The 26,255-nt window shown below is 55.8% G+C and carries 25 protein-coding genes and 2 pseudogenes; 10 read left to right on the forward strand and 17 right to left on the reverse strand.

Annotation, left to right across the window (positions count from 1 at the left end; genetic code table 11):
* Positions 1–177: 177 nt before the first annotated feature.
* Positions 178–837, reverse strand: a complete 660-nt coding sequence (locus tag DQ393_RS17350; protein WP_112342986.1) for a hypothetical protein — start codon at positions 835–837, stop codon at positions 178–180.
* 331 nt (positions 838–1,168) lie between these two features.
* A pseudogene (locus DQ393_RS17360) lies at positions 1,169–1,510 on the reverse strand (transposase); the annotation flags it as partial.
* 47 nt (positions 1,511–1,557) lie between these two features.
* Between DQ393_RS17360 and DQ393_RS17365 the strand changes: the two are divergent.
* Positions 1,558–1,959 (forward strand): transposase, encoded by a 402-nt coding sequence (locus DQ393_RS17365; RefSeq protein ID WP_245430389.1) that lies wholly within the window; start codon positions 1,558–1,560, stop codon positions 1,957–1,959.
* Positions 1,960–2,264: 305 nt separating this feature from the next.
* Here the strand turns inward: DQ393_RS17365 and tnpC are convergent, their stop codons facing one another.
* From tnpC to tnpA, 3 genes are read right to left on the reverse strand one after another with little or no spacing between them, the layout of a single operon-like run.
* The gene (tnpC, locus tag DQ393_RS17370; RefSeq protein ID WP_112342988.1) at positions 2,265–3,854 is read right to left on the reverse strand and encodes an IS66 family transposase; all 1,590 of its coding nucleotides are present in this window, start codon (positions 3,852–3,854) and stop codon (positions 2,265–2,267) included.
* Between the two features lie 53 nt (positions 3,855–3,907).
* A complete protein-coding gene (gene tnpB, locus DQ393_RS17375) occupies positions 3,908–4,261 on the reverse strand; it encodes an IS66 family insertion sequence element accessory protein TnpB (protein WP_016557443.1) in 354 nt (117 codons plus the stop codon).
* Entirely contained in the window at positions 4,242–4,664 is a 423-nt protein-coding gene (gene tnpA, locus DQ393_RS17380; RefSeq protein WP_112342989.1) for an IS66-like element accessory protein TnpA, read from the reverse strand. The genes tnpB and tnpA overlap by 20 nt, the downstream gene beginning before the upstream one ends.
* A gap of 77 nt (positions 4,665–4,741) precedes the next feature.
* Here tnpA and DQ393_RS17385 point away from each other — a divergent pair, with 77 nt between their 5' ends.
* Complete coding sequence (locus tag DQ393_RS17385) at positions 4,742–6,187, forward strand: IS1182 family transposase (protein ID WP_112342990.1); 1,446 nt, start codon at positions 4,742–4,744, stop codon at positions 6,185–6,187.
* A gap of 316 nt (positions 6,188–6,503) precedes the next feature.
* Here the strand turns inward: DQ393_RS17385 and DQ393_RS17390 are convergent, their stop codons facing one another.
* The 4 genes from DQ393_RS17390 to DQ393_RS17405 all read right to left on the reverse strand — a co-directional run bounded on the left by DQ393_RS17390 (position 6,504) and on the right by DQ393_RS17405 (position 9,697).
* A complete protein-coding gene (locus tag DQ393_RS17390) occupies positions 6,504–6,938 on the reverse strand; it encodes a response regulator (RefSeq protein WP_112342991.1) in 435 nt (144 codons plus the stop codon).
* Positions 6,939–6,952: 14 nt separating this feature from the next.
* Positions 6,953–8,062, reverse strand: coding sequence for a PAS domain-containing protein (locus DQ393_RS17395; protein ID WP_432422007.1), 1,110 nt, complete (start codon positions 8,060–8,062; stop codon positions 6,953–6,955).
* A 334-nt stretch (positions 8,063–8,396) separates the two neighbouring features.
* The gene (locus DQ393_RS17400) at positions 8,397–9,047 is read right to left on the reverse strand and encodes a ChrR family anti-sigma-E factor (protein WP_112342993.1); all 651 of its coding nucleotides are present in this window, start codon (positions 9,045–9,047) and stop codon (positions 8,397–8,399) included.
* Positions 9,044–9,697, reverse strand: a complete 654-nt coding sequence (locus DQ393_RS17405; RefSeq protein WP_112342994.1) for a sigma-70 family RNA polymerase sigma factor — start codon at positions 9,695–9,697, stop codon at positions 9,044–9,046. The genes DQ393_RS17400 and DQ393_RS17405 overlap by 4 nt, the downstream gene beginning before the upstream one ends.
* A 135-nt stretch (positions 9,698–9,832) precedes the next feature.
* On the opposite strand from DQ393_RS17405, the gene DQ393_RS17410 reads away from it, so the two are divergent.
* A complete protein-coding gene (locus DQ393_RS17410; protein ID WP_245430390.1) occupies positions 9,833–10,330 on the forward strand; it encodes a TspO/MBR family protein in 498 nt (165 codons plus the stop codon).
* 39 nt (positions 10,331–10,369) lie between these two features.
* On the opposite strand, the gene DQ393_RS17415 is transcribed toward DQ393_RS17410, so the two are convergent.
* Genes DQ393_RS17415 through DQ393_RS17435 form a run of 5 tightly spaced genes read right to left on the reverse strand, consistent with a single transcriptional unit; the run spans position 10,370 to position 14,641 of the window.
* Positions 10,370–10,789, reverse strand: coding sequence for a DUF2177 family protein (locus tag DQ393_RS17415; protein ID WP_162736995.1), 420 nt, complete (start codon positions 10,787–10,789; stop codon positions 10,370–10,372).
* A gap of 32 nt (positions 10,790–10,821) precedes the next feature.
* Positions 10,822–11,193, reverse strand: a complete 372-nt coding sequence (locus tag DQ393_RS17420) for a DUF2147 domain-containing protein (protein WP_112342996.1) — start codon at positions 11,191–11,193, stop codon at positions 10,822–10,824.
* 28 nt (positions 11,194–11,221) lie between these two features.
* Positions 11,222–12,454 carry an SAM-dependent methyltransferase gene (locus tag DQ393_RS17425; RefSeq protein ID WP_112342997.1) on the reverse strand — a complete coding sequence of 411 codons (1,233 nt, stop codon included), beginning with the start codon at positions 12,452–12,454 and terminating at the stop codon, positions 11,222–11,224.
* Positions 12,441–13,274, reverse strand: coding sequence for a DUF1365 domain-containing protein (locus tag DQ393_RS17430; protein WP_112342998.1), 834 nt, complete (start codon positions 13,272–13,274; stop codon positions 12,441–12,443). The genes DQ393_RS17425 and DQ393_RS17430 overlap by 14 nt, the downstream gene beginning before the upstream one ends.
* Positions 13,271–14,641, reverse strand: a complete 1,371-nt coding sequence (locus DQ393_RS17435) for an NAD(P)/FAD-dependent oxidoreductase (RefSeq protein ID WP_112342999.1) — start codon at positions 14,639–14,641, stop codon at positions 13,271–13,273. Before DQ393_RS17435 ends, DQ393_RS17430 begins: the two co-directional genes overlap by 4 nt.
* A 170-nt stretch (positions 14,642–14,811) precedes the next feature.
* Between DQ393_RS17435 and DQ393_RS17440 the strand changes: the two genes are divergently transcribed.
* The 6 genes and pseudogenes from DQ393_RS17440 to DQ393_RS17465 all read left to right on the forward strand — a co-directional run bounded on the left by DQ393_RS17440 (position 14,812) and on the right by DQ393_RS17465 (position 21,590).
* The gene (locus tag DQ393_RS17440; RefSeq protein ID WP_112343000.1) at positions 14,812–15,612 is read left to right on the forward strand and encodes a DUF1295 domain-containing protein; all 801 of its coding nucleotides are present in this window, start codon (positions 14,812–14,814) and stop codon (positions 15,610–15,612) included.
* Positions 15,613–15,615: 3 nt separating this feature from the next.
* Entirely contained in the window at positions 15,616–16,644 is a 1,029-nt protein-coding gene (locus DQ393_RS17445) for an SAM-dependent methyltransferase (protein WP_112343001.1), read from the forward strand.
* A complete protein-coding gene (locus tag DQ393_RS17450; RefSeq protein WP_112343002.1) occupies positions 16,641–17,171 on the forward strand; it encodes a hypothetical protein in 531 nt (176 codons plus the stop codon). The genes DQ393_RS17445 and DQ393_RS17450 overlap by 4 nt, the downstream gene beginning before the upstream one ends.
* A 706-nt stretch (positions 17,172–17,877) precedes the next feature.
* Complete coding sequence (locus DQ393_RS17455; RefSeq protein ID WP_112343003.1) at positions 17,878–19,176, forward strand: NRAMP family divalent metal transporter; 1,299 nt, start codon at positions 17,878–17,880, stop codon at positions 19,174–19,176.
* A 302-nt stretch (positions 19,177–19,478) separates the two neighbouring features.
* Positions 19,479–19,991 carry an HlyD family efflux transporter periplasmic adaptor subunit gene (locus tag DQ393_RS17460; RefSeq protein WP_245430391.1) on the forward strand — a complete coding sequence of 171 codons (513 nt, stop codon included), beginning with the start codon at positions 19,479–19,481 and terminating at the stop codon, positions 19,989–19,991.
* 99 nt (positions 19,992–20,090) lie between these two features.
* Positions 20,091–21,590 (forward strand): annotated as a pseudogene (locus DQ393_RS17465) (DHA2 family efflux MFS transporter permease subunit).
* Between the two features lie 269 nt (positions 21,591–21,859).
* Here DQ393_RS17465 and DQ393_RS17470 read toward each other — a convergent pair.
* Positions 21,860–22,636: an SDR family oxidoreductase gene (locus tag DQ393_RS17470; RefSeq protein ID WP_112343005.1), complete on the reverse strand. Its 777-nt coding sequence runs from the start codon at positions 22,634–22,636 to the stop codon at positions 21,860–21,862.
* Positions 22,637–22,761: 125 nt separating this feature from the next.
* Between DQ393_RS17470 and DQ393_RS17475 the strand changes: the two genes are divergently transcribed.
* Entirely contained in the window at positions 22,762–23,088 is a 327-nt protein-coding gene (locus DQ393_RS17475; RefSeq protein WP_112343006.1) for a hypothetical protein, read from the forward strand.
* 56 nt (positions 23,089–23,144) lie between these two features.
* On the opposite strand, the gene DQ393_RS17480 is transcribed toward DQ393_RS17475, so the two are convergent.
* Positions 23,145–24,101 carry an HD-GYP domain-containing protein gene (locus tag DQ393_RS17480; RefSeq protein WP_112343007.1) on the reverse strand — a complete coding sequence of 319 codons (957 nt, stop codon included), beginning with the start codon at positions 24,099–24,101 and terminating at the stop codon, positions 23,145–23,147.
* A gap of 68 nt (positions 24,102–24,169) precedes the next feature.
* Entirely contained in the window at positions 24,170–26,002 is a 1,833-nt protein-coding gene (locus DQ393_RS17485; RefSeq protein WP_112343008.1) for a bifunctional diguanylate cyclase/phosphodiesterase, read from the reverse strand.
* Between the last annotated feature and the right edge of the window lie 253 nt (positions 26,003–26,255).

Raw genomic sequence — 26,255 nt, forward strand, 5'->3', positions numbered from 1 at the left:
AAGCTATGCCCGCGTATCGACCGACGCCAATGACCTCGCCATTCACAACGACCAGCTTACGGCCACAAGCTGCGAACGCATTTTTGATGATAACGTGAGCGGACCAAGACCAACCGGCAGCAGCTTAAGAAGCTTGGCACCAATTTGTCATGAAGCTTGACCTAAATTGCGGATCTTTTAGCCAAGCACGCTATCGAGGCTACCGCGGAGATTGTGTGGGAGCTTAGCGAACACTTTGACAAGGATCAACTCATGATAAGCTTTCGTAAGCATCGCTCTTTCGGTCGGATTGCACCGTGCTAAATCTTTCTCGGCCTTCTTCAATACCTGGAAGAGCTCTCGAGCATCGTTTTGACGAAAATTGATCGGTGAAAGCGCCAATTTTCTTGCGTATGGTTGGCCGGTCAAATTCTCGAAATAGCGCCTGATCTCCAGCTCTTGAACTTGAAAAAGTAACCATGAGCTGTATGGCTTAATCGCGATGCGCGTGCCCTCGAGAGCGCCAACAATGGCAGCATGGTCGGCGGGTATGTGCAAACGATCCTGCATCTGTGCGCTATCAACTTCGACTTCCCCGGCAAGCACGAACAATATGTTTACTTGCGGAACATCATATTCCGCTATCCCAATCAGCCCGGCCGAACGTTCCGCGCTTATGATAGTGGCTGATTGCAGCGATTGCATGCGGATTTTGAAGCTATTGTATTCGCTGCCGGCTGTTGGAACCGACCATTGCCAGCCTGAGACGAACATGTTGAGCTTTCGGCAAGCCGCATCGTGCGAATACGCCTCAAAAAAGTTGACGCGGTGATCGACTGTCTTTCCTCCCGTTGCCATCACTCACCCTGTCACCATTGGAACTTCTCCGGCTAGTACGATGCTCAACAGCTTTTGGATGTTTAGTCCCAGCATTTTCTGGAACGGATTGGGCGCGAAGCGTTCTGGCTGTAAATCCCATGCTTTGCTAGGGGGTGCGGATAAAGGGCTTGCCCAGCAGACGGAAGTCGCCATAAGCTGCGCCGCGCTCAATAGGATGCTGGGATGCGCACGCCCGAAATCCGTCCCGCCCAAGCTCGCTATCGCATAGTCGCAGCATCAAAGACGGAATTCCGGTCTTTCAACGACCCGCGCACCAAAGCCTCAGCCCATCGAATACCGAAAAAGTCGCGAATGCGCGTGTTCTTAGCCGGCGGCCGATGATGGATTTGTAGCGACCGATCGCGGTCTCGACGAATGAGCGTTTGCCGTAACCGGTGGCGACCTGCCACTTCATCCGGCCATCGGCGTTGATCGTTGCGATATGTTGGTTTCGTTGATTGGTGGGATCGTCATGCTGACGTTCCACCGCATTGGCGCGCGGCGGGAGGACCACCGCAGCATCGGCGCTGTGCCTGGCGACGTCGACGTAGGTCGGCTCACCGTCACAGGCGCCATCGGCCGTGACGCGCCGGATCGGCATGTCAATCTGGTCGAGCAGCGGCTCCCCCTGCGAGGCATCGCCGGCATCCCGGGCCCTCAAGCGAGCATCAGCGTCCACATATCGCGCGGGGGCGTGAGTTGTGGATCGGACGACGCCGGCGCTTCTTCAACAAGGCATTCGCGCGCCTCATCTTTATCGATGAGACATCGATCAATACGAACCTGTCCAAGCGCTCAGGATGGTCGCAAAAAGGCCGACGCTACCGCACACATGCGCCCTTCGGCTCGTGGAAATCCCAAACCTTCATCGCCGGTTTGAGATCGCGTGGCGTGATTGCGCCTTGGATTGTCAATGCACCGATGAACCGGAGCATCTCCGAGACTTGGGTCGAAACACAACTTTCGCCGACCCTGTCTGCGGGAGACGTCGTCATTCTCAACAATGTCGGCTTTCACAAAAGCGAACAGGCCGAAGACCTCGTCGAAGCCCGCGGCGCTTGGCTCCTTTTCCTGCCACCCTTTTCGCCCGATCTCAATTGAAATGGCCTTCTCCAAATTAAAGACGCTCTTGCGGACGCGGGCCGCACGAAGCTTCGACACCATTGCTCAGGCCCTCGGCGATATCCGCAAGCTTTTCTCCGTCACAGAATGTCGAAACTATTTCAGGGCTGCAGGATATGAGGCCGATTAAATGCGACACGCTTAAGCAAATTTCTCAGAGCTATCGGTTCGGGCCGATTTCATAATCAAGAGCCATTTGTCGAAGAATCGTAAGCGCGATTTTCGCTGCACGTTGACGCCGACCCGTTGATTGGCATCGGATCAACGTTTGGAACCGTATAGTGTCAGGCGGCTTCGGTTCTGGCGAAGTTGAACGGCAGCAGGTCGACGATGTCTGCCCTTTCGTCCCGCTGGGGCAACTCAGTGAGCACGTGGCGCAGCCAGGCAAGCGGGTCGACGCCACAGGCGCGGCAAGTGAGCATCAGACTGTAGATCACTGCGCTGGCCTTGGCTCCGTCGGCGGTGTCGCTGAACAGCCACGATTTTCTTCCGGTGGCAAAAACTCTGATTTCGCGTTCCAGAATGTTGTTATCGATCGGCATCCTACCGTCGCTGGTATAGCGTGTCAGGTAATCCCATTGGTTCAGGGCGTAGGAGACGGCGTCGCCGAGCTTGGTATCCGGCACGACCTTCGGCGCGATGGCGTCGAGCCACGCCTTTAGGGCGTTCAGGACAGGCAAGCTGTGCTGTTGGCGGAAACGGCGAATGCAATCAGCCGTCGTCTCACCGGCATCTAGGGTTTTGTCTCTTGCCTGCTTTTCGATCCGGTATAGCTGCTCGAAGAACCGGAGCGCCTGTTCCGGCGGGCCGCCTCCATTCTTTCTGGTCTTGAGTGCCTCAACGAAACGCCGCCGGGAATGAGCCATGCATCCGACATGGGTGGCACCATGCAATGTGCGCCAGGCTGTGTAGCCATCGCTCACCAATATGCCGCGGTAGTCACCAAGAAAGGTCTGTGGGTGTATCTGGCCACGGCCCGGCTGATAATCGAGAAGCGCGATCGGCTCTTCACTGTCCTCGCCACTGCGGTATGCCCACATGTAAGATGTGCTGGTAGCTTCCTTGTTCGTTTCCTTCAAGACCTGAACCGTCGTCTCATCGCCATGTATGAGAGGCTGCGATCGCAGCCGCAGCTTCAGAGCGTCATAGATGCGATGCAGATGCTTCTCGCTCGAGCCGATTACCCAGTGAGCAAGAGCGCCACGGCTGATCGGAACGCCGGCCCGCTCGAATGTCTGAGCCACGCGGTAGAGTGGGGTGCCATCGACGTATTTGTGGACGAGCGCGAAGGCTAGCGTCGAAGCGGTAGCGATGCTGCCCGGCAGGGGCTGCGTCGGCATCGGTGCGATCACGACGGGTGTGTTGATCCCGGTGCGGTCGCAATGGCGGCAGGCATATTTGAACCGGACGTTCTGCAGAACCTTTGCCTTGACTTCGATATGAAGCTGCTCGGTAACGGCCTCGCCCATGCGATGCATTTGACTATCGCAGCACGGACAAGTTTTTTGATCGTCGGGAAGGTCATACTCGACACGCTCGCGTGGCAGGTCTTCCGGCAGAGGTCTGCGTCCCCGCTTTTTTCCCACGACGCTCGCGACCGCCGGCAGGCCCGTGTCCGGGAGATCGACAACGTCATCACCGTCGCCGCTGTCATCTTCGTCGGCAGCCTCTTCGGCTTCGTTGAAGAGGCGATCAACGTGCTTTTCGCTGCGGGGTGCAAAGCGATGCAGCTTTGCAAGCGCCAGCTCCTCCTCAAGCTTGACGACCCGCTGCGAGAGCGCTTCCTTCTCGGCTTTGAGCGCAGCGATTTCGGCAGCATTGGCTGCCAATTGCGCCATCAGTTCTGCAATGCTCGGTTCGCCGGTGCGAGTCATCAGATTCTTGAATCTGAACCGCCCCTTCGCGTCAACAGTTCAATTCGCCACCGTCAACCGGCGATCTGATATTGCCGCACCGGATGACGGATCATCGCATCGATATCAATGCCGTCGAGAATCCAGTGAAGCTGTTCTGTCGTCAGCACAACGACCGGCACTTCGCGGCGGGGCCATCTGAACTTGTCTTCGGTCAACCGCTTCAAGACCATCACAAAACCGGATCGGTCAAAGAACAATAGCTTCATCCGGTCACGACGGCGATTGCAAAAGGCAAAAACCGCAGGAGCAAAGGGATCCAGCGCCATCGTCTCCTGGACCAGGACAGCAAGGCTGTTGATGCCGGCCCGAAAGTCGATCGGCTCGCGATGCAGGTAAACCTTGAGATCAGCGCCAAGTCTGAACATGACCCGGCGCTCCGATGATTGCCGTCAATGCATCTACGTCACTGCATTCCAACGTCAGCTTCACCCCGTTCGGCAGTGACGCGCTCACCTTCGCTGGAGAGGGCAGCGGCCGGTTCCTCTCTGCTTTCCGAGGCAGCTCTTCAAACTCGTCGCTGGCCGCGGTGATTTGCACCGGAATAAAAGACGATGTCGAAGACGGCGGCGACGCAAGCGGCTGGGTGTGCTTGCGTATCCATTTCCAAACGAGGTTCGCGTTGACCCCGTGGTCGCGCGCGAGTTTCGATACCGATGCGCCAGGTTCAAGGCAGGCCATAATAAGGCGGTCTTTCGAACTTTGATCGAAACGGCGTCTCCCATTCCGACCGACCAGCCGCACGGCAAGTTTTTGACCTTCTTCCATCATTTGGTGTCCACCTATTTCAGACTGTGCCAAAACGCGATGGGATTCCAACGGCAAGCGAACCGTAGTATGTTGTTTACATGGCACATTTACCTGGCTCAGATCGCTCTCAGCTGCTGCTTCTCCCCGAAGCGGTCGATGATTATGTCGGATCGGACAATCCGGTTCGGCTGATAGAGGCTTTTGTCGATAGCATTGATCTTGTCGCCGCTGGGTTTTCCCGCGTAATGGCCAAAGAGACGGGCCGACCGGGATACGATCCAGCTGATCTGCTTAAACTTTATCTCTACGGATATTTAAATCGGGTACGTTCGAGTCGAAAGCTCGAGGCGGAAACCCGCCGTAATATAGAGGTGATCTGGCTGCTGCGCCATCTGAAGCCTGACTATCGGACAATCGCATCCTTTCGCCGCGTGAATTGCGCAGCCTTCAAGCAAATTTTCCGCGAGTTTGCCTTCGTCTGTCGCCGCCTCGATCTGTTCGGTAGGGAAATGCTTGCCGTGGATGGTACGCGCATTAAGGCGGTCAATAACAGGCATCGCAAGTTCACCCGCACGCAGCTGTTGGATCTGGTGCGTCGCGCCGACGAAAAACTCTCCGACTACGTCAAAGCGCTTGATGACGGTGATGCTGACGAGGAGAAAGCGGCCAGCAGTATCAGCTCGAATGGTAGAAGCAGTGATACGGAGAAGAAAATTGCGGCGCTCAGGACGAAGCGACAGAGGTTCAGCAGTTTGCTTGCCGACCTGGACCGGACAGGCGAGGATCAGATATCGCTGACAGACCCTGATAGCAGGGCTATGCCGAATATGATGAAAGTTGGAGTTGGGTACAACGTTCAGCTGGCAGTTGACGTGAAGCATAAGCTGATTGCTGAGGAAGAAGTCAGCAACAATGTTCTCGATATCGGCTTGCTGGCGCCTACCGCTGAGTCGGCCATGCAGCTACTCGGTGTCGACCAGATCGAGGCAGTTGCCGATCGTGGCTACTACAAGATCGAAGACATAGAAGCTTGCGAAAAGGCTGGCATCACCGCCTATGTGCCGAGACCAATCCGTGGATCGACAATAGACGATGGGTTTTTCTCGAAGGGGAAATTCACATACCAGCCAGAGATAAACGCTTATATCTGCCCAAACGGCGCTGTCATGTCTCCTCGGCGGAGTGGTAAAAAACGAGGCCTTGCAAGAACCTATTTTGCAAACCCTATCGGCTGCCAATCATGTGCCATCAAAAGCAGATGCACGCCAGCTGCCTTTCGACAGATCATGCGCCTGGAGAATGAAGCTATTCTTGATCGCATGGCGGAGAGGCTGAGCCAACGTCCAAATATTATGAGTCAACGAAGGGAAAGCGTCGAGCATCCGTTTGGGACTATTAAGCAATGGATGAACCAAGGCGCGTTCCTGATGCGTGGGCTGAACCACGTCCAAGGAGAATTTAGCCTAACCGCACTTGCCTATAACATCAAAAGGGCCATCACCCTCGTTGGTGTTCCGGAGCTGATCGGCACAATGAAGGCATAATTGGCAAATCTGCGCTCCGAGCGCCAGAAAAGTAGTAAAAGGGACTACATTTTGGCCGCATACCAAGCCATGGCGTGAATGCGAGAAACTTGCGAGAATTCCTCGTCGGCCCAAGACGAGTCCGCGTAACACCTGATCCTTCGACGTTTTAGGACGGTCTGATTTTGGTGGACACCTCATGCCAAAGCTCACTCAATTGCAGAAGGTGCGGCGAAAATCGCGCTTACGAAGAATCCAGCCTGACTACCGGTCAAGGACGGGCAGCCGAAACCGTTTGGGGACTCTCCACATCCATTTGAGTATCCAAGACCTCAACTCACTGCACACTCTTGCTGGGATTGATCTGGAGAGTGTCTTCAGCAAGCACGAGGCTTGCTGGCGGCGATCTGTCCTCATCACCAGCAATGACGGCGGATAGATATTCGAGAGCGTTGGAAATTCCGTTCATTGTGTAAGGCTTCTCGATAGCGCCAATTGCGCCCGCGAAGTCCGGCGGCAGCTTTTTGATATTGCCGCTAACGAAAACGTACGGGATGCTCCTTTCAGCCAGCGCTCGCCCAAAATCGATTCCCCTCGGACCGTCCTGCAACTGGATGTCCACAAATGCAAATTCCGGTGGAGACGTTTCCAAAAGTTCCAGTGCTTGAGCGCCACTTGCCGCCTGTCCGACAACCGTATGACCGGCAGCCTCGATCTCCCATTGGAGCTCCATCGCAAGCAACATTTCGTCTTCAACGATCATGACTTTCAAGGCAGTATCTCCTTCTAGCTTTCGACCCGTAAAGTGAGGTCCACGGTTGTGTGCCACCCCTCGCGCTTTCGATCTATCGTGGCACCAACTTGCAGCGCCGATCTGTCAAGAATCAGCCGGCCCAATTCTGAGCTCACCTCATCAGGAGACACGGGTTCTGATATATCCTCCACCCTAATAAGAAGGCGGTCGTTGAAACGCTTGACGACAACATGAATGTCGCCTCCGCTTTCCCTCATCCCACGGCGGAGGGCATCACCGACCAACTCGTTCACGATAAGTGCAAGCGGCGACGCCTTCGCCGCTGGAACAGAAGCCGTCGAAATATCGAGCGTCAGTCGTATATCATCACGCTTTATAGCTCCGAGCAGATCCAAAACGAGCTCATACGCGAAATCAGCCAGATCAAAGCGAGTGACGTCGTTGGTTGTAAAAAGCCTACGCTGGACAGTGCTTATTGCTTCGATTCGGTTGAGCACGGACATCAAGGCATTTTGCTGGCCATGGTCCTTCGTCAACCTTAATTGCATCTTGACGATCGAAGCCATGGTCAGAAGATTGTTTCTGACACGATGATCAACTTCGTGAATCAACACGGTCTTTGCCGCAAGTGCTGCGCGCAAATCGTTTGTGCGATCCCTGACCTCTTCTTCGGCCTGATGACGGGCTGATGCCAGATCCGCTTCCCTGCTTTTGATGTTCGTAAAGTCGAGTTGCGAAGCGAAGAAATAAATAATCCGACCTCGGCGGTCCCAAACGGGGCTGATGAACAATGCATTCCAAAACGAGCTGCCATCCTTCTTATAGTTCAAAATGTCGACGGAGACGCCGCGTCCGCCGGCAAGTGCATCGCGGACGGCAGCGACAGTCTCCCGACTCGTCCCTGGACCTTGCAAAATTCGACAATTGCGCCCGATCAATTCGTCGTTCGAATAGCCCGTTAACCGTTCGAAGGCTCCGTTGCAAAAGATGATCGGATTGTCAGGTTGATTGGGGTCAGTAATAATCATCGGCATACGCGTTGCCTTGAATGCCGCGGCGAAAGGGTCTTCGCTCGAGTGGGCCGCTACAAGCCGTTCACCCGCTTGCCTCGCCTCTTGTTGATCCTGATCTCGGTCCATAATACTCGATCCCTTGCTTAGAGGAGCGAAATTGGGGATAGCCGATTAATTTTAACAGGATTGGCCTTTCGAATGATCGAACAAATCCTCCGATACGTCACTTCGATATATGACTATCTCTAAGATTAATTCTTAGCTCCTATCTAAGACCAAGCTTACATCCGATTCTTTATTCTTTCAAAGCGTCCCTGTATTGACCTTTCGATCAGAATTATTCCGTCTCGACCCAAATACTATCGGCGCTGCCCTCCGTTGAACTCCATAACCGAAATGACTGGAACGAATTATTGTTCCGAACAAACGATTTGACGCCTCCTGAGCACTCGGTCAAACACAATCAGATGCCAGCGAAAGGCCCGAGCAACCTTCCAAGAAACCCCTTAAAGCGGACATGTCCTTCGATAGCGGCCAGGGATATGCACTCACCGTCGCTGCCGATCACTGGGCTATGATCCGTCTCATCATCACCCTCGACGAAGTCACCCGGCTCGTAACGATTATTGCCATCCAAAAACGATCCTTTCAGAACCTGCGTCACCTCAAGATCCGTATGCCCGTGCGCCGGCATGTGCTTATTCGCTTTTACCTTCAGCAGGATCACCTTCGCTTCTGGCGCATGAGGAACGCGAATACGGCTAAGCCTGACTCCCGGCCCTACGGGACGCCAGGGACCAACTTCACAACCAGCTAATGGGCTCGGAAGAATGATGCCGTCGACGGAAGCCTGTGAGCGACGCGGCGCGATATGTCTGGGATTCCCGTCTTGACCCAAACGCGCAAGCGTTTGTTCAAGAGCCCGAGGAGAAAGCGCCTGTGGTTCCGTCCGGATCAGCATCTCCCCGCCAACGGCCTCGAATGTCGCTACACGCCTCTGACAGAAAGGGCAGCCACTCAAATGAGCGGCAACGACGAGTGAAGGACCGGCCGGCAACGTGCCTGCAGCAAAACGCAGGAGTGTCTGATCGCTGGGATGATGCTTGTTCGTCATAATGTTTCTTCCAGCATATCCCTGAGTTTTCCAAGCGCACGCCTGATACGAGACTTCACAGTGCCGAGAGGCAGTTCCAATTCCCTGGCAATTTCAGAGTGAGGACAATCACGGAAAAAGGACAATCTGATGATCTCTTCCTGCTCGGAACTCAGCGCTTGAAGCGCGGCACGAACCTTTTCTTCATCCGCCCTGATAAACAAAATCTCCTCAGGCGTGGGTTCAGCGGCCTGCATGACCTCAGTTCCGTCACCAGACGGCTGATTTGACGACTTTGATTTCCGCTGAAAATCAATCCGCAAGTTGCGGGCTATCGCGAAAATCCATGTCATCGCACTGGCGCGCGCCGGATCGAAATAAGTGGCCTTGCGCCAGACCATAAGCATCGCCTCCTGGGCGATTTCTTCGGCAATTTCAGCCGTCGAGCCCGAGCGCATCATGAACGCCTTGATCCTGGGCGCTGCAAAATTGAAGAGCTCGGCAAAGGCCTGACGATCCTGACGGGTTGCTATCGCCAGAACAAGTTGATTGACCGCTTCGCGCGTCAATGGATCGTGCTCGTGCAAAGTTGTCACCGCCCGTCTCCTTTCGAAGGAGATGATGCTGTTCTGTTTGCCACGGCTATCGATAGGCGGTGCTGAAACATTCATGCGCTTTCTACGATGGGCAATGCCGCTTGGATCCCATGATCCGATCCAGAAAAATCCACGTATCAGATTTGAAGAGCAGGAACAAAGGCTTCGGTTTGGCAAACGCCGTGCAGGAAGCGGGCGAGAAGAGAGATCATGATGCCGCGAAAAACAGTGAACCAAAAGCTTTTGGCGAAGGCCGGCCTCGCGGTGATCCCGGTCATCTTAACCCTTGTCCTCGGACAGTGGGCGACCTTGCCGAACATTGAGGGTTGGTATGCAGGCCTTGCCAAGCCCGCTTTCAATCCACCGAATTGGATCTTTGGACCGGTCTGGACCTTCCTTTATGCATCTATGTCCTTTGCAGTCTGGCGCATATGGATACTTCCAGGTGATCAACCGCAAAAGTCGGCGGCGCTCATTTGCTTTTATCTGCAACTGGCGCTCAATGCCGCATGGTCATGGGCGTTCTTTGGGCTCCATAGCCCGCTGCTTGGGCTTATCAACATCGTTCCGCAATGGATTTTAATCCTCCTCACAATCCTCAAGTTTCGCCTTGTCGACCGAATTGCTGCTCATAGCCTTGCGCCTCTCGCTGTTTGGGTTGCCTTCGCGATAGCGCTCAATTTCGAAATCTGGCAGCTAAATCGCTGAATGTGCAAGCTGTCGCCAATAACGCCGCACATCTGACCCTCAGCCATGTGTAAGAGATCCGAAGAGGCGCGCCGTTATCGATTGCCCACAACCGGCGGCAATGCCTGAGAGGATCGTACCCCAACATAGATCGGCCAGGGTCAGAACAGTCGACCAGTTCTTGAGTGTCGCCTGATTGGTCAAATCATAGGTAGCATAAGCCGTAAAGCCGAGCATCGCCCCGCACACTATCGCAGTCTGGATCGATTCTCCGATCAGCCCCGGGCGAACAGCGAGAAACGTAAGTCCAAGCGCATAAATCAGGTAGAACGCAATGGCAGGCGCGAGCCGGAAGTCAGCTGCAAGCATGTCTGCCATTACAGGCCGGTAAAGACGATCGATCATGCTGCTCAACCAGATAAAATCGATAGCGACGAACATGACCAATGTGACAACATAGGCGACGACATAAGTTTTCACCACATTCTCCATAGCGGCCTTCCTTCGGTCGATCAGCGGATGCGTGTCCAATCGACACCCCTGCAAATCAGGCCGGCAATAACACAGCCCCTCGTGGACATTCGATCACCATCCACTTTCACGGTGATCCTGTAGCTCAAATCACGTTGGGGATCGAAAGCCTCACCGGAATAGACGCCATCTTCACTCGGCTTGATCGTCATCACCAGCTTGTCACCGGCTTTTTCGCTTGGCGTTCCCGGCTTGATCCAAGTATTGGTCGCACAAATGTCCGATCCGCAGGGGGCAACTCTCACTTTGGCATTGCCATCTGCCCGAGCCCATAGGCCCTCGATTCCGGCAGCTTGCGCATTAGTTGCAAGTGCTGCGGCCAGATGAACAACCGCTCCAATCATCACTCTCATGCCTGGATCTCCTTCTAACCGCCGACCTTCATGCGTGCTCAAGTGTATAAAGTCCGACGTCGATGCTCCCCTCCTCAAAGCCGGCTTCGCAATAACAAAGGTAGTAGTGCCAAAGACGACGGAACCGCTCATCAAAGCCGAGGGCGGCAATGGCAGGCCAGCGCGCATGAAAACGAGTGCGCCACTCAAGAAGCGTCCGAGCATAGGATTTGCCGAAATGCTCTCTTGCGGCGAGCCTGAAGCCCGCCTTTTCAACAGCCGCCTCCAATGCGGGATCGGAGGGCAGAAAGCCGCCGGGAAAAACATACTTCTGGATGAAATCGGAACCGCGCCGATATGCATCAAAACGCTTTTCATCAATTGAGATCACCTGCAGCACAGCCTTGCCACCTGGTCTCAAGCAACGTTTCAACGTCGAGAAATAGTCTGGCCAATAGGCCTCGCCGACTGCCTCGAACATTTCGATCGAAACGATCCGATCGAACTGGCCATTAAGATCACGGTAATCTTGCAGGCGCAGGTCCACCAGCTCTGTCACACCGGCATTTGCGGCCGTCTGCCTTGCCCAGGCAAGCTGTGAGGGTGACAAAGTGATACCGGTCACCTTGGCATTGGCACGGGCCGCCATGAATACGCAAAGAGCACCCCAGCCGCAGCCGATCTCCAAAACACTCTGGCTAGGATGGAGTGCAAGATTTTTGATAACTTGCTCAAGCTTTTTTTGCTGGGCGGCTTCGAGAGTATATGTTGGATCGTCAAAAATTCCCGAGGAATACAGCATCGTGGGGTCGAGCCATTGGCTGTAGAAATCGTTGCCGAGATCGTAATGTGCCTCGATATTGCGACGGCTGCCATGCTTCGTATTGGCGTTGAGAAAATGTTTTGCCCTATTGAAGAGCCGCATCGTCGCGCTGCCTTCAATAGCCGGCGCTAACGCTTCGATGTTTTTGGCAGCAAAGCGGATGACTGCGGTCAAATCGGGCGTCGTCCAGTCCTCATTGATGTAACTCTCCGCAAAGCCGATATCTCCCGCAAGGATCAAGCGAGGCAACAGGCGCCAACGCCGCATGTTGATGATAGCCTCCGGCCCTGGTTCAGCGCCGTATTTTTCGACAACCTGCCCTGATGGCAACGAAATCTTCACGTGACCGTAGCGAACGTCGCACAACAAACTCATGAGAAGACGGCTGACAAGACCAAACCTCTCGGTGCTATCGGACGCACGCATCGAAGCGCCGGAGAATTCGTCAAAATGGCTCATGAACTTCAACCTTGGAATTGCGTGTTTTCCCGTCAGCGGGAAATGGGCGAACGAACGAAACAGGGCTTTCAGGAGGAAGGGGGCGTATCCGCAAGCCGATACCTTTCAACCAGATCTTAAGCGCTTCCCAATGGATACCTCCGACAACACGAAGTGTGAGGAAAGGGATCGCAAAAAATGCCCGTAGCAACGCGCGATCCGTAAGCTCGCAACGGCGTGCCAGATGCCTGGCTGTCAGTACCGGCCCATCACAATCGAAAGTCTCGATTCGGATGGAAAGAACATCGGTTGGGGGCAAGACGCGAAACTGGTATCGTAGATCCATGTCCATAAAGGGCGAGACGTAGAAGGCCTTGTCGCATTGCTGAATAATTTGCGATCCGTCGTTCGCCTCGACCGGGATCATGTAGCCATGCCGCTCACCGAACGTATTGTCCACTTCCCAGAGGATGGCTTTGAGCGACGCATCCTTCGAGTAACAGAAGAACACACTGAGTGGATTGAAAGCCCAACCGAACAGTCGGGGCATGGTCAGCAACCGCACTGGACCGCCATCCGGCTCGATGCCGACGCTACGCATACTCCTCTCGACCTGTTTCTTCAGATCGTCCCCTGACCGGTCGCCTCGATCCCTGCGATAGAAGGAGAAAAGGTTGAAACGGTCGATGGAAAGAAGGCGGAGCCGCCGATCGATCCGGTCAAGCTCATCGAGATCGAGCAGCAGAGAATAGATCCTGTAGCTCAGCTTGTGCTGCTTCGGCCTTACACGAGCATGCGTGACCAGGCCGGAAAAGAGTGCAGATTGAAGGTCCGCACTCATGCGGTAACCTCCACGTCCAACGGCAGCTCGGCGAAGCGATCAATTGGCTTGCGCACGATCCGGGAACTTTCCTGCGGCACCTGCCAGGGTCGCCGCAAGCCGCCGAGATCCTCGGCAACCGCAAGGCCCGCCTGAATGCCGTCCTCGTGAAAACCCGCGCCGAAATGCGCGCCGCAGAACCAGGTATTGCGGACACCTTGAAGCGACCAGACTTCCTTCTGTGCGCGATCGGTCAAGAGATCGAAAACGGGATGTTCATATGTCTCACGGCAGATGACGGTTTCCTCCTTCGGCGCCCGTCGCGGATTAAGCGTGACGAAGGTCGACGGTGCCGCTCCCAACGGCTGCAGTTTGTTCATCCAATAGGTGATGGAAGGCTGAATTGGCCCATCCCGCGTATCGGCCACATAGTTCCAACTGGACCAGGCCGCCCGCCGTTTTGGCATCAACGCCACATCGCCATGCAGGACCGCCTCGTTCCGCGAATAGCGGAAGGCGCCCAAAATACGTCTTTCCTCGGTGCTTGCGTCCACAAGCATTCGAAGCGCCTGGTCAGCATGGGTTGCTATCACCACATCGTCGAAGAGGTGATGGCCGCCGGTGCCGTCCTCAAGCTCTACGCGATGTGATCCGCGCCTTATCGACTTTACTGGCGTCGACAACCGGATGCGGTCGAAAAAGCTGCTGGTCATGCGGGCAACATATTCGCGGCTGCCCCCCCTTACAGTGCGCCACACAGGGCGGCCCCATAATTCCAACAGCCCGTGATTACTGCAGAATTTCACGAAATTTGCTGCCGGATAAGCACCGACCTGCATCGCAGGCGTAGACCAGATCGCCGCAGCCATCGGATAGAGATGGTCATCGCGGAAGGCGCAGCTGTAGCCGTTGCGCGAGAGATACTCATCGAGCGAAATGCCGTCCATGTCGGGCAAGTCCCGCGGCGCATTACGGTAGAAGCGCACCAGATCGCGCATCATTGACCAGAAGCGAGGGCTGACGACGTTTGATTTCTGCGCCAAGAGACCGAGCCCTGTACCGCCGGAATATTCATACGTGCCATCGTTGATCGAAACGGCAAAGGACATATTGGAGGTAGCCGTTGGCACATCGAGCGCGCGGAACAAAGCCGTCAGATTGGGATATGTAACCTCGTTGTAGACAATGAAGCCGGTATCGACGGATACAGGACCCGCGGCGCTTTCGAATTTTACCGTATTGCTGTGGCCGCCGAGCCGATCGCTTGCTTCGAAGACGGTCACATCATGGCGCGTTGAGAGCAGCCAAGCTGCCGAAAGTCCCGAAATACCGCTGCCTATGACCGCAATGTTCAGGCGGCGGCCGCCGTTTCGATCGTAGTGACCCATAAAATCCCTCGTCTCCCGCAATAAGCTCTTGGCTTTCGAAACAGATACGGAGGGCGGCGGCGGCTGGTTTCGTAAAAGTTGAGATTTTTTTCGAGCGCTATGAAACCGGTCCCAGAGATCGTCCGTAAATAAGGCGTAACCTCATAGCAGCGCATCAATGCGAGCAACGGATGGATTGGCTTCTTCTGATGATCATCGCAGGCGGCATATCGCTGGCCATGACCGGTGCCTGGATCGCGCAGCGTGTGACCGGCAAGAGCGGCTGGATCGATACCATTTGGTCTGCAGCTGTCGGCTTGGGCGGCATCCCCGCCGCCGTCTCAGCACAAGGTCCGTTCGCTCGCCGGATGACGATAATCCTGGTCGTGACAGCCTGGGCGCTGCGGCTCGCCTGGCATATTGGAGCACGCACCAAAGGCGGTGGCGAAGATCCACGCTATGCCAAACTGATGAAGGACTGGGGCGCCAGTGCCGGCTCGCGCCTCTTTATCTTTCTGCAGGTTCAGGCGCTTGCGGCTTTCGTCCTCGTATTCGCAATCTATCTCGCGGCGATCAATGACAAGGCCTATCCAGCAGTAACGGATTGGCTTGCCGTGTTACTTGCCGCCGCGGCTCTCGCCGGCGAGACAATTTCGGACGCACAGCTCGCCCGATTTCGTCGAAGGCCGGAAGCCAGGAGTGAGGTCTGCGAGTCGGGGCTGTGGCGTTATTCCCGCCATCCCAACTATTTTTTCGAATGGCTGTTCTGGTGCTGCCTTCCGCTATTCGCCGTCACAAGCTCGGCTACGAGTTTTTTATCGTTGCTCGCACCGGCGTTGATGTATTGGCTGTTGGTGCATGTATCCGGAATTCCCCCGTTGGAAGAGCATATGCTTCGCTCGCGCGGCGATAAATTTCGCGCGCTGCGGAAGCGTGTGAACGCCTTCTTCCCAGGCCCACGCAAATCTGAATTCGTTTCCCAGGGAGAATAGCCGATGAATATGCTGGCATTTGCGATCAGCGCTGCAGAGCGCGCGCCACTTACAGACAGTATGACGCTGGCTGGGATAGATTATCTGTGCGCTCGCACCAAACACCGTCTATCGACGACTTCGCAAGATGCTGAAAATATGTTTGTCGAGGCAATGGGCAATTTTCCGATAGCGACGCACACTAATGAGGCCAATCGCCAGCATTATGAAGTCCCGGCGGAGTTCTTCAGCCTGACCCTCGGGCCTCAACGAAAATACTCTTGCTGCCTTTATACGAACCCCCATACGACGCTGGCGGAAGCCGAGGCCTATGCACTTGCCGAAACTGTAGAGCATGCCGAAATCAAGGATGGAAACAGTATCCTGGAACTGGGTTGCGGCTGGGGTTCACTGTCGCTCTATCTTGCACAGCAATTTCCCAATTCGCGAATTACATCGGTTTCAAACTCCGCCTCACAACGCGAATACATTCTCGCCATGGCGCACAAGCACGGTCTCGGCAATCTGACCGTCATCACGGCAGATATGAACGGCTTTACGACCGAGGAACGCTTTGATCGTGTGATCTCAGTCGAGATGTTCGAGCATATGTCCAACTGGCGCACCTTGCTGGAGCGTGTCCGCGGATGGCTCAATCCGCACGGCAAGCTCTTCCTCCATGTCTTCACCCACAAGGACCGCTCCTATCGCTTCAACCACCAGGATCCGGCCGACTGGATTGCCCGTCATTTCTTTACCGGCGGCATCATGCCGGCACATGATCTGCCCCATCGCTTTGCCGACCTGTTTTCAGTCGAACTGGAATGGCGCTGGTCTGGGACGCATTACCGACGAACGGCGCTCAACTGGCTCGCCAACTTCGACCGCGAGATGGATCGCATCCAGCCGATCTTCGCTAAAGTCTATGGCAGGGACAGCACGCTCTGGCAGCGCCGCTGGCGGCTATTTTTTCTGGCCACCGCAGGCCTGTTCGGTCATGATAAGGGTCATGTCTGGGGAGTAGGTCACTATCTTCTGAGGCCGGCGGGATGAGGCAGCCCGCGCTGGATCCAAGGACTGGGGCAACGGTTAGCATCACCTGGGTTATCATAGCCAATAAACCCTTCTATCCATTTTATGTCTGGTGGCTGGTTGGCGATGGCGTAGCAACGTCAGCTATAACGCTCGCCGCGATTCCCTTATTTTTGGCGATCCCATTGATAGCTAGAAAATCGTCGTTCAGTGCCCGGTTGGCGCTGCCAATGATCGGCACGGTCGACACAGTATGCGAATCCATCCTTTTTGGAAGAGCGTCTGCTACGCTCCTATTTCTTGCCCCCTGCATGGCGCTGACACTGGTTTCGTTCCAACCCGATGAGAAATGGTGGCAGCGGGGCCTTGTTTGCTTCATGTTTGTCTGCTTTGCGATATGCTGGTGGAGGCTCGAGGAGCCGGTCTTTCCGTGGGCCAGCGATCAGATCGCAATACTATCGAGCATCAACGTTTTTGCGGTGGCCAGCCTGATGACGCTTATCGGCATACGCTATGCCGGAACATCGCCCGAAAACACGTCTTCCTAACCGAGTTGAGCTTAGGCGTAGCGATAGGGAATTCTTCAACAATCGCCACATTCGACGCTCTTGAAGGTATAGGGACCGACGACCCGGTTGTTACAAAAGCTAACCGTCTGACATTTCCCAGTAACAGATATCGGCTATAGTCACCGAGGCAGGAACCGGAAGCAGACTGATACCCCAAGATCGTCGCTGGTTGCGATGCAAGCTCGGTGGCGTGCTCGGCGAGAAACAGGCCGATTCGCGACGCAATGGCCACAAAACGTCTTCGCGCGGAGATGTAGGTCTTTGCTTGAAAAACACCGGCCTCAAACTTGCAATGGCGACCTCCGTCTGTTGCGCGCCGAATGAGCGTGCCCGTACTCGGTGTCTGATGATCGCGTTTATTGGCCGATGGCGTCCGGCAGGCGCTGTGTATGGCAATTCTGATCGGAACCCGCATTAATCAAGATCTCAAGATCACATTCAGCGCGCTTTCTAAACCGGAAAACAACCAAAATTTGCGGTAGCCACGCATGCGAACCATCTATCCATCCTCACCAACGCGCTCTTTCGTGATCGTAGAAAACAGAGCCGGAAAACCGTGTCAATCAAAATGGATACAGTGGGGAGCTGCGATCGCTGCCCTCTGGAACAAAGATGCCTCGTCAGCGATTAATTGGAACCGTTGCGAACAACCCATCTCTTGCGACGGCCACAGCTGGAGGCATACATGACGGACACCCAAATCGCCCCAAAAAGCACCGTGGTCGAATCCTCAAAGCCACGCCTGCTGGAAATTCTGGGGCCAGGACTTGTCACCGGTGCTTCCGACGACGATCCAAGCGGGATAGCGACCTATTCTCAAGCCGGCGCCCAGTTCGGCTATGCCGCAAGCTGGACCTTAGTTCTGACCTATCCCTTGATGGTAGCTGTGCAGATGATCAGCGCCCGCATTGGCAGAACGACCGGTCGGGGGCTAGCAGGAAGTATTGCCCGTTGCTATCCCGGCGGGGTCGGAATCCTTATCACTGGCCCCCTTCTCATAGCCAACATCATCAACATCGGCGCCGACCTCGGTGCGATGGGAGACGCGACGCGCCTTTTGGTAAACGGCTATTCACTTGTATATGTGGCCGCCTTTGGCTTGATCTGCATCCTATTACAGGTCTTTCTGAAATATAAACGTTACGTCGCGATCCTGAAATGGCTGAGCTTGGCACTACTTTCCTACATCGCAACCCTTTTCGTCGTCCATGTGGATTGGAGGGCCTTCAGTAGTGGATTATTGCTGCCGACACTGAGACCAGACTCCAACTACTGGTCGATGATTGTCGCGATCTTCGGGACGACAATCAGTCCCTATCTGTTTTTCTGGCAGGCATCCCAGGAAGCGGAGGATCTGAAGGAAAAGCCCAAGGAGGAACCGCTTGTCGAGCATCCCCAGGAAGCCAAGCGTGCCAATGAACGTATCACACTCGATACCTTCATTGGTATGGCGGCATCCAACATTGTCGCCCTTGCCATCATCACGACGACGGCGGCGACGCTAAACAATACGGGCGCCACCAATATCGAAAGTTCTGTGGACGCCGCTAAGGCGATCGAACCGTTGGTCGGACATTTTGCAACGATCATATTCGCGACAGGGATTATAGGTACCGGACTACTTGCCGTACCGGTCCTGGCCGGCTCAGCGGCCTACGCGGTTGGAGAGGCAGCCCGCTGGAAAGTCGGACTGTCCCGCGAACCTGGCGAAGCAAGAGCTTTCTACGCCACGGTGGCGCTCGCCACCCTCGTCGGCATGGGCCTCAATTTCACCCCTATACCGCCAATGAAAGCTCTGTTCTGGAGCGCGGTTATCAATGGAATTGTCGCCGTACCGGTAATGGTCATCTTGATGCTAATTGCCTGTAATCAAGCTGTGATGGAGCAGTTTGCCATTCGAGGCACCCTAAAATTCTTCGGTTGGGCATCCTGTGCGGCGATGTTTGCGGCCGTTGCCGGCATGGTCGCGACGGCCTTTATGTAGAGGAGCACAGAAGCTCGGTGTTTGTCGGTTGTGACGTTATCGACAAACACCAAGGCCTGATTGGCCACGGCCCTTTCCTGACTAGAGTTGCTATTCACCAGCTGCATTCCACAGTCGCTTGAAACGAAGGTCCTCGAACTCTTCAGCCACCAGAATCTCGGTCCTGCACCTGCCATCTAAGGGTACAGTGGAACGACGAGAATATTTCTTGTCTGTCTCATTGCGAACAGTTCAATGAACCGTGGAACGCTGATGAGCCTTGTAGGTCTGAGGTATCGCATCTTGCGGAACTGGAGAGAGATTTGGACCTACGCAACGTCCTTTTTGGGCGCCGCCTCGCCAATCGAGAACATGAAGATGAGAGGCTGGGCTGGATCGAGGGGGGTCCAGCAATGGGCCTCGACGGGCTTGGATCGTCATCGTATGGGCCTGAAGTCGCCCTAATCGGAAACGGCGTCGCGCAGGTTGGCGCCTTTGTCTCTGACGGCAGCTATCTACTCAGCGTGATCCCGGCCACGGGACTATGGGTTGATGCGAACTTCAAGGAAGACCAGCTGGGCGTGATCAAGGTCGGCCAGACGGTCGATGTCGTCACCGATATCTATCCCGGGCATGCACTACAGGGTCGCGTCAGCAGCATTGCGCCGGCGACCGGGGCAACCTTCAGCGTCATCCCGCCGGAAAACGCAACCGGCAACTTTACAAAGATCGTCCAGCGCGTGCCCGTTCGCGTCGCCTTGAATGACGACGCTTCGTGGGCTCGGACGTTGCGTCCGGGCCTGTCGACGACCGTTACGGTCGATACCCACCCCTGATAGGAGCCGGTCGTGACAACAGCCACCGCATCGGCTTCCGCTCCGGCTGAGACCAGCTGGATCAGGAGCCTCCTGCCCTTCGTGGTGATGTGCTTCGGCATGTTCATCGCGCTCCTCGACATCCAGATCGTCGCCTCGTCGCTGCAGGATATCGGCGGCGGTCTCTCTGCATCCCAGGACGAGATCAGCTGGGTGCAGACCGCCTATTTGATCGCCGAAATCTGCGTCATCCCACTCTCCGGCTGGCTGACCCGTGTCTTCTCCACGCGCTGGCTGTTCACCATATCTGCTGCCGGTTTCACGCTCAGCAGCATGCTGTGCGGGATCGCCTGGAATATCGAGAGCATGATCATGTTTCGGCCGTTACAGGGCCTGCTCGGTGCCTCGATGATACCGACGGTATTCACCTCGTCGTTCCATTATTTCCAGGGGCCGCGGCGCGTCTATTCAGCCGCCATCATCGGAACGATCGCCTCGGTCGCACCGACGCTCGGATCTGTAATCGGCGGCTAGATCACTGATACGTGGAACTGGCATCGGCTTTTTTATGTCAATATCGTCCCTGGCCTTATCATTACAATATTGGTGCCGCTGCTGGTTAAGATCGATGAACCTGATCTCAAGCTCCTGAGGGATGCCGATTATCCAGGCATCATCCTCATGGCCATCTCGCTCGGCACGCTCGAATATGTGCTCGAAGAAGGTACGCGCGCCAACTGGTTTGATGACAGCACGATCCGCAACACAACCACCATCGTGGCCATCGCAGGCGTCTTTTTCTTCATCCGCAGTCTAACCTTTTCGCGGCCTGTCGTCGACCTCAGAGCCTTCGGCAATCGCAACTTTGCAATCGGTTGCGTGCTGTCCTTCATCACAGGCACCGGCATCTTCTCGACGATCTATCTGACGCCCCTGTTCCTCGGCTATGTCCGCGGCTTCGATGCATGGCAAATCGGCGTTGCCGTCTTCTCGACCGGTGCGGCTTCGACGCTCGGTGTCCCGGTCCAGATATTCCTTGCCAAGCGTTTCGATACGCGCTGGTTGATGATGTTTGGCCTGGCATCCTTTGGCGCTGCGATGTGGGGCTTCAGCTATATCACCAATCACTGGGGCGGCGACGAGCTCTTCTGGCCTCAGGTCTTTCGTGGCTTCCCGCAAGTCTTCGCGGTTGCCCCTGCCGTCACTCTAGGGCTCGGGAGCCTAGCACCGGAGCGGCTGAAATATGCGAGCGGGCTCTTCAACATGATGCGCAATCTCGGCGGCGCCGTCGGCGTTGCCGTCTGCGCAGCGATCATCAACGATCGCACCAACATGCATTTCACCGCGATCGCTTCCAATCTGACCCCTGCAAATGGCGCCATGGAACGTCTGGTCGGGGGCGTTGCCAGCCGCTATGGCGAGATGCCGGCCAGCCTCGACGACGGCCATATCGCCGCATTGAAGCAGCTCTTCAAGCTCGCTTATCGCGAAGTATCGACCATGGCCTATGCGGATGCCTTCGAGGTCATCATGATCGCTTTCATCATTGCAACCGCTCTCGTTCCCCTGATGAAGAACGTCACACCACCAAAGGGCGCTTCCCCGTCCAGTGGACATTGATCGAAAGCGGTTCATGCAGAGCTGTGAGGAGCCGTTCATCATGGAAGATTTCCATCTACAAGGATCATCTCGGACGTCCGATCCTTGCCGTAACGGGGAGCGTCAGAGCGTTTTCGCCGCGCTCCCGACAGCACGCCCTACCGCTGGGAATTCGGCCGCGGTTGTCATCCTGGAAAACGGGTGAGCGGTGTGCGCCGGCTTCGGAACACCCAGAGCGGAGATCTCGTCTCGGTTCGCAGGGCCTGAACCGACGCGGCGGATATCTGATACTATCGGAGTAGACCTTGGCCGCCATCGACCCAGATCGGCGAGCCAGTGATATGCCGAGACTTATCGGATGCGAGGAAGACTATGAGGTCGGCGACGTCTTCACTGCGGCCCGGGCGCCCTCCGGTAATGGGTACCTGCCCCTCGGGCCAGACGACAGGTATCGACGTTTCGTCTTCCCTTCGGAGTTTGGTGTTAGCTTCGATGTTCGTCTCGATTTCACCTGGACACACGGCGTTGACACGAATGTGAAGACGGGCAAGTTCGAGAGCGAGCTGCTGCACCATCGCGACCTGCCCTGCTTTCGTGGCCGTATAGGCTGTCGCGCCCGGTGTGGTGAACGTTCTCGTCCCGTTGATGGACGATACAACGATGATGGATCCTCCGCCCGATCGCTTCAGCTCGGGCACGGTCGCGCGGATCGTCAGGAAGGTGCCAGTCAGGTTGACCGAAATCGTGTCGTTCCATTCCGAAAGCTTCAGATCGTCGATGGGCGCCCATACGCCATTAATGCCGGCATTGGCGACTACAACATCGAGGCGGCCATACTGCTTAACGAGCTGATCCACAGCTGCATCCATCTGCCCCTCATCCGATATGTCCGCCAGCAGGGAGATAGCTTGTCCTCCGTTCGCCAAGATTTCCTCCACCGTGGTGGAGATCTCTCCGGGCGTACGCCCGAGCACTCCGATTTTGTATCCCTCTCTGGCCAGACCTAACGCAGCCGCTTTTCCAATTCCGGATCCCGCTCCAGTGACAAGGGCGACGGCTGGCTTCATGGCGAACTCCGAGCTGTTGAGTAGCAGTAGAACTTGTGGATCGGCTTGAAGTTCCGCCGAACGGAGCTTCTGTAGGGTGCGGGACGTTGTTTAGAACCATGTTGACTGAGCGCCGGCGACGTAGAATGTTCACAGGGCACACGCGGGAAGATCTCAATCGCCGCACATTGCTCGGTACGCCGCCATTGCTGACCTTCGATGAACCCCTGAAAGGCCTGGATCCACTCGCCGCTTGGGAGATGAAGTCGCTGTTGGTGGAGCTCGCCGCAAGCGGAAGACATGCGATCCTCATCTCCACGCACGACGTGGAAACCATACCTCGCCTTTGCAATCGAGCCGTGTTCCTTGCCGAGGGCAAAGTTGTACGATTATGGGAGGGTGATGATGTTACCAAACTGCGGGTGACACGCGGCGCTTTCGAGGAGTGCCCGATCAGCACGCTTAAGGCTTAACTGGAGGCGTGAAACGGGGAGTGGCCCGGCGCGCCTTTCCGTGCCAGATAACAAAGCTAGTGCAGCGTGCCGCTGATGATCATCTTCGAGACGAACGCTGACAGGAGCTTCTGATCGAAATGCCCGGGAGAATTCATCATCATATCGATGGCTTCAGGCTGTGAGAATGCCGGCTTGTAGGGGCGGATGGTTGTCAGCACCTCGTAGACGTCGCAAATGGCGGCAACGCGCGCGACATATGGGATCTTCCTGCCCGATAAGCGATCGGGATAACCTCCGCCATCGTAGCGCTCATGATGGAAACGGCAGATATCAAGGACCTCGGCCGGCGCCGACCCTGCTTTCCTCACCATCTCGTAGCCCTTTTGCGGATGGGCGCGAACAAGATCCATCTCCTCGGCGGTCAGTTTGCCTGGCTTGTTCAGAATGTCATCGGGAATGGCCATCTTTCCGAGATCGTGGACGAGGCCGCCTAGACCGAGAACACGGACATCTTCTTGCCTGTGGCCGAGACCCCGCCCGAATGCGATCATTAAAGCGCTGACGGCGAGCGAGTGAAGAAACGTGATCTCGTCCTTCTCCTTGAGCTTGGCGACAGCAATCAGCGCGCCGGTGTTGTCGAGCGTCTCCAACATGATGCGCTCCACGGCAGTGCTGGCAGCCTCGTCTGCGAAACTACCCTTCACGCGAGCATCCTCCAGCATATGGCGAAGATGCGGTGCGACATCATGGATCGACTGTCTTGCGCGGCTGATCTCGCTCTTTGAGAATGCGTTCAGCAGCTGCGCCTCGAAGCTCTCCGGTCCGTTGCGTTGCGGCATGCCTGCGACATCTGCGCCCTTCGTGATATCGATAACGACGCTTCTGACATGTTCATTGGCAAGCCTTCTCACCTCATCGCGTCTTGAGACCAGAAAAGGCTTGAAGCGCGCAGCACCGACCTCGGTCGCGAATTCCATGTCGTTGATGAACATGCCGACCCGGAGCTGGTTCAATGGGATGCGTTTGAGCATTTATGATCTTCCTGAAACTCTTGCATTATCGATTGATGAAAACCACGCGTATGAAAGTGATGAAGGAGCTATCTTAGCTGGAGCACCTTGAGTGGCTCCGAGAAGGAGCCGCTGGGCACGAGCCGTTGGCCGTGCGCGCTCAAGAACTGTCCCGCTTTCATGGCGTCCATCGCTCTGGCGAAAAGGTAGCCTTGACCAAGCTTGCAACCGAAGGCTTCTAGACGGCAGGCTTGTTCTTCGTCCTCGATACCTTCCGCCACCACGCGGATACCAAGCTTACCTGCGATCGAAAGCACGCCCTCGACGATCACCATCCCGGCGTCACCAAGCCTCGTTTGTTCGATGAAGGATTTGTCTATTTTGATGATGTCGACCGGCACCGTCAGAAGATGGGTCAAGGACGCATAGCCGGTCCCGAAGTCATCGAGCGCGACTTTCAGGCCCTCTAAGCGCAGCGCTTTGATCTCATCCGCCACAACGTGGTCTCGCTGTCCGAGGTAAACGGACTCCGTCACTTCGAGGATTAGGTGCTCAAGGGGGACGTCAGCATCTTCGAACACTCGGCAGATTTTGTCACGCAGTCCACCCTTGCGGAAGTCGGCAGCCGACAGGTTGACACCGACATGCCGCAAAGGAAGCCCACCGTCGAGCCATGTCCGCATGTCCTTAGCAACTTTGCTCAACATTCGTTCCGTCAGCGTTGAAGCAACGTGAGCGTCTTTGGTCGCCTCATGAAAATGAGCTGCTGCGACGACGTCGCCGGAATGGGTCTTCATCCGGCATAACGCCTCAAGGCCGACAGCCTCGCGTGTATCAAGTCGCACGATCGGCTGGTAGTAGGCCTCGATGCGGTTGTCGGATAGTGCAAGGCTGACGTCTCTTATCGCCCTGAAGCGGCGCGTCAACGCTGTCCCGAGACCCGAATGGTACTCGACGAATTGTCCACGGGCATGTTCCTTGGCGTGGTAGAGCGCAATGTCTGCATTTTGCCGGACTTGCTCGGGATTGATGTCGTCGGTCGCCAAGGCGCCGCCGAGTGTCGCCGCAGAAAAGATGACGTGGCCCGCGCAATCTGTTGGAAGCTCGATTTTCCTCAGGATCTGAGCCGCCTCGCTCTGCAGATCGAGCTCGCCTTCGCCGACAACGATGACTGCAAATTCATCACCACCGAGCCGATAGCTCCTTTCCCTGCCCGCGGCTGCCGCGATGCGCTCCGCAACAACGCGGATCAGGGCATCGCCAGCCGCGTGACCAAACGTATCGTTTACCATCTTCAGGTTGTCGACATCGGCGATGATAATGCCCCAACCCTGATTTACAAGCGGCGCCAGGGTTCGAAGAGCGAGATCGAAAGCAGCCCGATTCCGAAGCCCAGTGAGGCCGTCCGTGTATGTCAGACGCTGACGCTCCGCCACGCGTTCTTCACGCTCGATTGCGATCGAGCAGAGATGCACACACGCATCCACGATCGTCTGCTCAAGCTCACTTGGTCCGCGGCTCTCGCGGTAGTAGAACGCGAACGTGCCGACCACCCGGTCGCCGCTCTTGATAGGACTTGACCAGCAAGCCTTCAGGCCAAGCGGGAGAGCGAGTGCCGCGTAATCGGTCCACCTAAAGTCGGTTTCTATGTCGGTGACGACAACGGGCCATCCATGGAAGGCGGCGCTCCCGCAAGAACCCGAGTGAGGCCCCACTTTAAGATCGTCCACAGCGGCTGAATATGACGCTGGAAGTGACGGCGCCGCCAGCGTCGATAGACGGACGCCATCAGACTTTACGACGGAGGCCGCAATACCGGGAACCGCTGCTTCAACCTTTGAGCATAGTGCTGAAAGCGTGGTCGCCAGCGGTTCGCCTTTGGCAATCATTTCAAGAATGGCATTCTGCAATTCTAGGATCATGAGAGGGCGTCTCGAAAGGGAAGCCCTCTTTAACAGCCACAATTTCAGATCAAGTTACCGTATCGATTAAATATTGATCAAAGCGTTCGACCCGGCCTTTGACGATTGCGAGCCTGCTTGTTTTACGCGCCGCCAGAAGGTTTATTCTGCAAGGGGCAATCCTTCACTGGAAGTTTGGACAGAATACGGTAGTTCGCTGTCAAAAGCGTGTGCTGCGTGCTTCCCGAAATCTACGGAGACTGTGATCGACCTC

This window comes from Martinezella tropici (assembly GCF_003287875.1).
Taxonomy (GTDB): domain Bacteria; phylum Pseudomonadota; class Alphaproteobacteria; order Rhizobiales; family Rhizobiaceae; genus Rhizobium; species Rhizobium tropici_C.

What these genes read in the sequence shown, in the direction of transcription:
- tnpA (WP_112342989.1), bottom strand. Translation starts at nt 4,664, where the DNA reads ATGATGGAAGAAGGTCAAAAACTTGCCGTGCGGCTGGTCGGTCGGAAT.
- DQ393_RS17420 (WP_112342996.1), bottom strand. Translation starts at nt 11,193, where the DNA reads ATGAGAGTGATGATTGGAGCGGTTGTTCATCTGGCCGCAGCACTTGCA.
- DQ393_RS17350 (WP_112342986.1), bottom strand. Translation starts at nt 837, where the DNA reads ATGGCAACGGGAGGAAAGACAGTCGATCACCGCGTCAACTTTTTTGAG.
- DQ393_RS17475 (WP_112343006.1), top strand. Translation starts at nt 22,762, where the DNA reads ATGTTCACAGGGCACACGCGGGAAGATCTCAATCGCCGCACATTGCTC.
- DQ393_RS17435 (WP_112342999.1), bottom strand. Translation starts at nt 14,641, where the DNA reads ATGGGTCACTACGATCGAAACGGCGGCCGCCGCCTGAACATTGCGGTC.
- DQ393_RS17440 (WP_112343000.1), top strand. Translation starts at nt 14,812, where the DNA reads ATGGATTGGCTTCTTCTGATGATCATCGCAGGCGGCATATCGCTGGCC.
- DQ393_RS17405 (WP_112342994.1), bottom strand. Translation starts at nt 9,697, where the DNA reads ATGAATGTTTCAGCACCGCCTATCGATAGCCGTGGCAAACAGAACAGC.
- DQ393_RS17450 (WP_112343002.1), top strand. Translation starts at nt 16,641, where the DNA reads ATGAGGCAGCCCGCGCTGGATCCAAGGACTGGGGCAACGGTTAGCATC.
- DQ393_RS17455 (WP_112343003.1), top strand. Translation starts at nt 17,878, where the DNA reads ATGACGGACACCCAAATCGCCCCAAAAAGCACCGTGGTCGAATCCTCA.
- DQ393_RS17445 (WP_112343001.1), top strand. Translation starts at nt 15,616, where the DNA reads ATGAATATGCTGGCATTTGCGATCAGCGCTGCAGAGCGCGCGCCACTT.
- DQ393_RS17480 (WP_112343007.1), bottom strand. Translation starts at nt 24,101, where the DNA reads ATGCTCAAACGCATCCCATTGAACCAGCTCCGGGTCGGCATGTTCATC.
- DQ393_RS17385 (WP_112342990.1), top strand. Translation starts at nt 4,742, where the DNA reads ATGGCACATTTACCTGGCTCAGATCGCTCTCAGCTGCTGCTTCTCCCC.
- tnpB (WP_016557443.1), bottom strand. Translation starts at nt 4,261, where the DNA reads ATGTTCAGACTTGGCGCTGATCTCAAGGTTTACCTGCATCGCGAGCCG.
- DQ393_RS17410 (WP_245430390.1), top strand. Translation starts at nt 9,833, where the DNA reads ATGATGCCGCGAAAAACAGTGAACCAAAAGCTTTTGGCGAAGGCCGGC.
- DQ393_RS17400 (WP_112342993.1), bottom strand. Translation starts at nt 9,047, where the DNA reads ATGACGAACAAGCATCATCCCAGCGATCAGACACTCCTGCGTTTTGCT.
- DQ393_RS17430 (WP_112342998.1), bottom strand. Translation starts at nt 13,274, where the DNA reads ATGAGTGCGGACCTTCAATCTGCACTCTTTTCCGGCCTGGTCACGCAT.
- DQ393_RS17425 (WP_112342997.1), bottom strand. Translation starts at nt 12,454, where the DNA reads ATGAGCCATTTTGACGAATTCTCCGGCGCTTCGATGCGTGCGTCCGAT.
- tnpC (WP_112342988.1), bottom strand. Translation starts at nt 3,854, where the DNA reads ATGACTCGCACCGGCGAACCGAGCATTGCAGAACTGATGGCGCAATTG.
- DQ393_RS17485 (WP_112343008.1), bottom strand. Translation starts at nt 26,002, where the DNA reads ATGATCCTAGAATTGCAGAATGCCATTCTTGAAATGATTGCCAAAGGC.
- DQ393_RS17470 (WP_112343005.1), bottom strand. Translation starts at nt 22,636, where the DNA reads ATGAAGCCAGCCGTCGCCCTTGTCACTGGAGCGGGATCCGGAATTGGA.